This is a genomic window from Peribacillus sp., from assembly GCF_059453735.1.
In genome coordinates, this window is record NZ_JAZVJO010000492.1 from 1 (window position 1) to 5,920 (window position 5,920).

6 protein-coding genes are annotated in these 5,920 nt (G+C 40.3%); 1 reads left to right on the forward strand and 5 read right to left on the reverse strand.

The window, feature by feature from the left end; all coding sequences use genetic code 11:
* From AC52RT_RS16320 to rnz, 4 genes are all read right to left on the reverse strand, one after another.
* Positions 1–614: ABC transporter permease (locus AC52RT_RS16320; RefSeq protein WP_495541728.1), on the reverse strand; the 614-nt coding region annotated here is incomplete at its 3' end.
* Between the two features lie 84 nt (positions 615–698).
* Entirely contained in the window at positions 699–1,691 is a 993-nt protein-coding gene (locus AC52RT_RS16325) for an ABC transporter substrate-binding protein (protein ID WP_495541723.1), read from the reverse strand.
* A 156-nt stretch (positions 1,692–1,847) separates the two neighbouring features.
* The gene (locus AC52RT_RS16330) at positions 1,848–2,663 is read right to left on the reverse strand and encodes a squalene/phytoene synthase family protein (protein WP_495541724.1); all 816 of its coding nucleotides are present in this window, start codon (positions 2,661–2,663) and stop codon (positions 1,848–1,850) included.
* An 80-nt stretch (positions 2,664–2,743) separates the two neighbouring features.
* The gene (gene rnz, locus AC52RT_RS16335) at positions 2,744–3,667 is read right to left on the reverse strand and encodes a ribonuclease Z (protein WP_495541725.1); all 924 of its coding nucleotides are present in this window, start codon (positions 3,665–3,667) and stop codon (positions 2,744–2,746) included.
* 212 nt (positions 3,668–3,879) lie between these two features.
* Between rnz and zwf the strand changes: the two genes are divergently transcribed.
* Positions 3,880–5,382 (forward strand): glucose-6-phosphate dehydrogenase, encoded by a 1,503-nt coding sequence (zwf, locus tag AC52RT_RS16340; RefSeq protein WP_495541726.1) that lies wholly within the window; start codon positions 3,880–3,882, stop codon positions 5,380–5,382.
* A 43-nt stretch (positions 5,383–5,425) separates the two neighbouring features.
* Here zwf and AC52RT_RS16345 read toward each other — a convergent pair whose 3' ends face one another.
* Positions 5,426–5,602 carry a hypothetical protein gene (locus AC52RT_RS16345; RefSeq protein ID WP_495541727.1) on the reverse strand — a complete coding sequence of 59 codons (177 nt, stop codon included), beginning with the start codon at positions 5,600–5,602 and terminating at the stop codon, positions 5,426–5,428.
* Between the last annotated feature and the right edge of the window lie 318 nt (positions 5,603–5,920).

Consider the following 5,920-nt stretch of genomic DNA (forward strand, 5'->3'; position numbering starts at 1 on the left):
CCAAGTACCTTCATATTTTTTGTATTGGCTGAAAAACTTGTTACCATCGATTCATTATCACCAGTCGCCCGGAGTGCAAGGCCCACCTCTGTTTTTAAAAAATTCGACATAATTATTTTAATGAGGACAGCCAAGAAAAACATAATGATCAAAATCGACCATGTTTTTGGTAAGCTGTCTCCCAATCCAATAAAGGTCAGTCCCTTATTCAGCACTTCATCTACTTTCGTTTTTGACCACATTTCTTGAATAGATGTCATTAAGGTAGACTCAGACAGCAGGGGAATATTGGACTTTCCCATAATCCGTAAATTAATGGAGTAAAGCGCAATCATCATAAGAATGCCTGATAAAAGAGGATTAATATTCCCTCTCGTATGCAGCAGCCCCGTAATCGTACCTGCGGCAAATCCTGCTAACAAAGCTGCTGCTGTAGCTATGAGCGGTGAATATCCATTGATAATCATAATCGCGGATAAAGATGCTCCAGTAACAAAGCTGCCATCCACTGTTAAATCCGGAAAATCGAGAATGCGAAACGTTAAATATACCCCCAGAGCCATAATCGCATAGATCATTCCGGATTCAACTGAACTAAATAATGCAGGGAACATCGTAGTCATCCTTTCTATTACAAAGCACAAACCATTCAAGAATACTAGACAGTATTTAGAAGGGTTTTCTCGTTATGAGATCATTTATTTTACAAGCTCTGCTTCTGATTTCCATTCTTCTTTGATTTCTATTCCCATTTCTTTTGCGGCTGTTTCATTGATAACCAATTTTAGTTTTTGTGGATATTGAACAGCTAGTTCTGAAGGTTTCTTGCCATCCTTCAGAATCTCGGCTGCCTTTTCTCCAGCTTCATAGCCAATATCATAGTAACTGAAGCCGAAAGCTGCAAACCCGCCGCGTCCGACTGAATCTAATTCACCTACTAATAAAGGAATGTCTTTGTCATTAGCAACCATAACTACCGATTCAAGGGCAGAAACAACCGTATTATCCGTGATAATATAAAATGCATCTACTTTGCCAATCAGTGACTCGGTTGCTTGTTTCACTTCTGCTGAAGTAGATACAGAAGCTTCGACAATTTCAACACCTGCCTTTTTAGCTTCTTCCTTTAAGGCATCGACTTGAACAACGGAATTTTGTTCGCCTGCGTTGTAGATGGTCCCGATTTTCTTTGCACTAAGTTCATCCGCAAGGAAGGCAATTGATTTAGGGATGGCTTCTGGATGATAGTCCGTTGTTCCCGTCACGTTACCACCGGGAGATTCCATTGATTGTACCAATTTGGTTACAACAGGATCTGTTACAGAAGTAAACACAATCGGAATATCCTTCGTCGCATTTAATGCACTTAACGCACTAGGAGTCGAATTTGCAAAAATTAAGTCTACTTTATCATTCACAAAATTTGTCGCGATTGTCTGGCTGTTATTTGGATCACCTTGTGCGTTCTGTTCATCGAACTCTGCATCTATCTTTTGATCCTCTAACGCTTTTTTAAATCCTTTAAAAGCTTCATCCAGTGAAGCATGCTGGACAATCTGAGTGACGCCAATTGTCACCTTTTCTTGTTTTTCCCCCGACGAATCATCTTTTTCAGCTGTGTCAGTGCACCCTGAAAGCAAGACACCAGCCAATACGAGTGATGCTCCTGTTTTCAACCAGTTCTTTTTCATCCCTGATCCCCCTACATCTCTTTTTATTATAAAATTATAGTCATATTGGACAAACTTTTACAATCTATTTTTTGATTTTTTTAGGAATATTCTAACTATTAAAACAATAAAAACCCAACTCTCATTTAGGAGAGTCGGGTTTTTATTGTTTCTTCATTACTTATTAATCGCGTTATCCACGATTTCGTTTACCTCAGTCCGGTTAATTTTTTCTCGTCCTTCAAGTAAAGCCTTTAACGTTCCATGGGCAAGCGCTAAAGGAATATTACAGAAATTCCGAACCACCTGAGACTTGATTTCTGTTAAGTAGGTATCAGCTAGGCTTAAATTCGTTTGGGTATAAGCAAGCATTTCCTCAAATCCCCAGCCTTGCGGATAAAAGTTAACCCCGCGTTCAGAATCTTCCCCTTTGTTGCGAAGAATATTAACAGCCTGCAGGCCGCGTCCGAATGCTATGGCCAGCTCTTTATCTGCCTCGGTTTCGTCATACCATTTCCAGATATCTGTGAGCATCACACCTACAAGTCCTGCAACATAATAGGTGTACTCATCAAGATCCTCTACACTTTTAATTTCCCAGTTTTTCTCCGTCCATTTAGCCATTCCACCTGCCATGATCGCTGTTGATTCTAGGACCTTTTCGGAAATTGAATCCGGACAGAGACTAATCCAGTCATGCAGCAGGAGAGTCACTTCTGGGAGTAACGAGTGGTACGGCTCAAATAACGTCTCAATGGATTCTTTTGAAACGTCTTCCTGGAGCAGTTTGCTTAATTCAGTCAATAACTTGATTTTCACCTCAGAAGGAAGTTTCGGATGATCTTCAATCTCATCTATAGCTCTCATACAAAGGTAAGCAGCCCCCACTGTATCTTGCAGTTCACCTGGAAGGTGGCTGATTGGGATAAAGAATGTCCGGCTCGTCTTCAATAAAAAATCAATCGCCTTAGTATGTAGTGTATCCTTGCTCATATTAATAGCTCCTTTTAATAGCATTTCGATCTATGATTATAGTATAGCCCTTTTAACTATTCAGCTCTAGTTCTTTCCCTTTAATTTAAGGGGATCTTCACTGACAATAGGTCTTCAGCAATTATTGTTTCAGGAAAAACAGCAGCGGCTTCATTCCGAAGCTGGATGATATCATCTGCTAGATAACGTGAACTAATATGCGTCAAGATTAACTGTTTCACTCCAACACGACTGGCAGTTTCAGCTGCCTGGACGGTAGTGGAATGATAATAATCATGTGCAATTTTCACATCTTTTTCAGAAAAAGTCGCTTCATGCACAAGATAATCTGCATTTTCAGCTAGAAGATTTACTGCCTCACAAGGTCTCGTGTCACCTAAAATGGTGATCACTCTTCCCTTTTGCGGTTCGCCAAGATAATTCTTTCCACTCAGAATTCTCCCATCCTCGAGCTGTACATCCTCACCATTTTTTAAGCGCTTAAATAAAGGACCGGGCTTTATTCCTTCTAAGCGTAATTTATCAACGAGCAGCACACCTGGCCGATCTTTTTCAACGATTCGATAACCAAGACAGAATATACCATGATCAAGCGGCATAGCAGTCACGATAAAAGTTTCATCTTCAAACACGACCCCTTCAGTAACCTCTATAAATTGCAATGGATACAAAACACGGGTTCCACTAACCCTTAAGCTTGTTAATACGAACTCTTCAATTCCTGTTGGTCCATATATGATTAATTCTTCTGTCCCGCCTTGAAACGAACGGCTGCTTAATAGTCCTGGAAGACCGAAAATATGATCGCCGTGTAGATGCGTAATGAAAATTTTTTCAATCCGTCTCGGTTTTACTGGAGTCCTTAATATTTGATGCTGAGTAGCCTCTCCGCAATCGAATAGCCAAACAGCACCTCGTTCTTCGAGCAGTTCTAGGGCAATGGCAGATACATTTCTCGCTTTAGCCGGTATTCCTGCACCAGTTCCTAAAAAAACAAAATCCACAATACACCCTCCGATTATACAATTATTCTTTAGGTTAAATATATCATAAACCAACGGGAACATAAATTAGCAGCATTAAGGGGAAAATAAAGGACAGCCTCTATAAAAATTAAGAAGTATAGGTTCAATTGATTGCGTTAAAGCAAAACAATCATTAAAATGATGAAGTTGATGGTACACATGTATTTTATAGAAAAGAGAGGTTTTTTATTGTGACAACAGCGAATAAACCGACTGCATTAATCGTGATCTTCGGTGCTACTGGTGATTTAGCGAAGCGGAAATTATTTCCTTCCATCTATCGGTTGTTCCAAAAAGAGAAAATGGGTAACTTTGCTGTCGTTGGTGTAGCAAGAAGACCCTTAACCGAAGAAGAGTTCCAAGCAAATGTAAAAGATTCCGTAACAACATTCGCAGGAGCTACAGAAAACATCGATGAGTTTGCTTCCCATTTCTATTATCATTCTCATGATGTAACCAATGATGGATCATACATAAAACTTCGGGAAATGGCAGAAAGTCTAGATGAGCAGTATAAATTATCAGGTAATCGTATTTTTTACCTTGCGATGGCTCCTGAATTTTTCGGAACAATTGCTGAGCAATTAAAAGCCCAAAACTTGACCGAAACAAAGGGTTATAAACGTCTGGTTATCGAAAAACCATTTGGCACAAGCTTTGAATCAGCTCAAATATTAAACGATAAAATCCGGACAGCTTTTTCAGAGGATGAAATTTATCGAATCGATCATTATCTTGGTAAAGAAATGGTCCAAAACATAGAAGTTATTCGCTTCTCCAATGCCTTATTTGAGCCGCTTTGGAACAGCCGTTACATTTCTAACATCCAAGTCACATCTAGTGAAGTGCTTGGCGTGGAAGAACGCGGCCGGTACTATGAAACAAGCGGTGCACTCCGTGATATGGTGCAAAACCATTTAATGCAAATGGTTGCGCTTCTTGCAATGGAACCGCCAATCCGCTTAGAAACTGAAGAAATCCGGAGTGAAAAAGTACGTGCTCTTCGTTCGCTTCGTCCGCTCAAAAAAGAAGAAGTTGGTCAATACTTTGTCCGCGGACAGTACGACGAAGGTGTCGTGGATGGAGAAAGGTTACCTGCCTATCGAAATGAGCAAATGGTAGATCCTAATTCAAATACGGAAACATTTGTTGCTGGTAAGTTGATGATTGACAATTTCCGTTGGGCTGGCGTTCCTTTTTATATCCGTACAGGAAAAAGAATGGAAGCTAAATCAACACGGATTGTTGTTCAATTTAAAGACATTCCTATGAATTTGTATTACAAGCCCAATGAAACGTTAAACCCGAATCTGCTTGTCATCCACATTCAGCCAGAGGAAGGAATCACGCTTCACCTTAACGCAAAAAAATCCGGTAAAAACATTGAAACACAGCCTGTTCAATTGGCTTACTCAAGCAGTAAAGTCGACCGGATCAACACCCCCGAGGCATATGAAAAACTCTTGTTTGACAGTATGCGCGGCGATGCAACTAACTTCACTCACTGGGATGAAGTAGCCCTATCTTGGAAATTTGTCGATACGATTTCTGAAGTATGGGAAAACACAAAAGAAACAAACTTCCCGAATTATCCAGCCGGCAGCACCGGTCCAAAAAGTGCTGATCAACTTCTAGAAGAAGACGGAAACTTCTGGTGGCATATCGATAAATTCGAGCCTAAAGATTGTACGTGAAGACCAAAAGCAGACACCCGCGTCCGGGTGTCTGCTTTTTAATTTAGGAGACATCCTTTTTTTGAAGTTTCCCCTTAAACATACCATGTTTTACTTTGCTTCTTACTTTCTTCTCCTCGGCTGCATTCTTTTCAGAACCAAAATTTAACCAGAAAGAAATACTCGTTTCAAATAGAATCATTAGTAGGAAGAAAACAGCTGCCAGCCATACAACCTGCATGAATCAACCTCTCCTTTACTTACATTACCGTCTCTCGAGAAGTATATGCACCTAAACAATTAGCCATGAAGGAAAATGATGATACTCTTCTACCCGAAGGAACTGTCGTATAAACCCTGCCCATTATTCTGCTCCAACTCCAACTGATTCTTCCCTACTGTTTTTTTGCTTGAGTTAGCTGTCGTTTGGCTCTTTTTCCATCTTCATTCAGCCTGACTAATCTAAGCAGGTTTTCATCGTATCCACTCTTTCTGAAGCACCCGGAAGGGCTTGGTATTCTCATAAACTTTAGTCATTCGGCCCAAAGTGGGAAACATT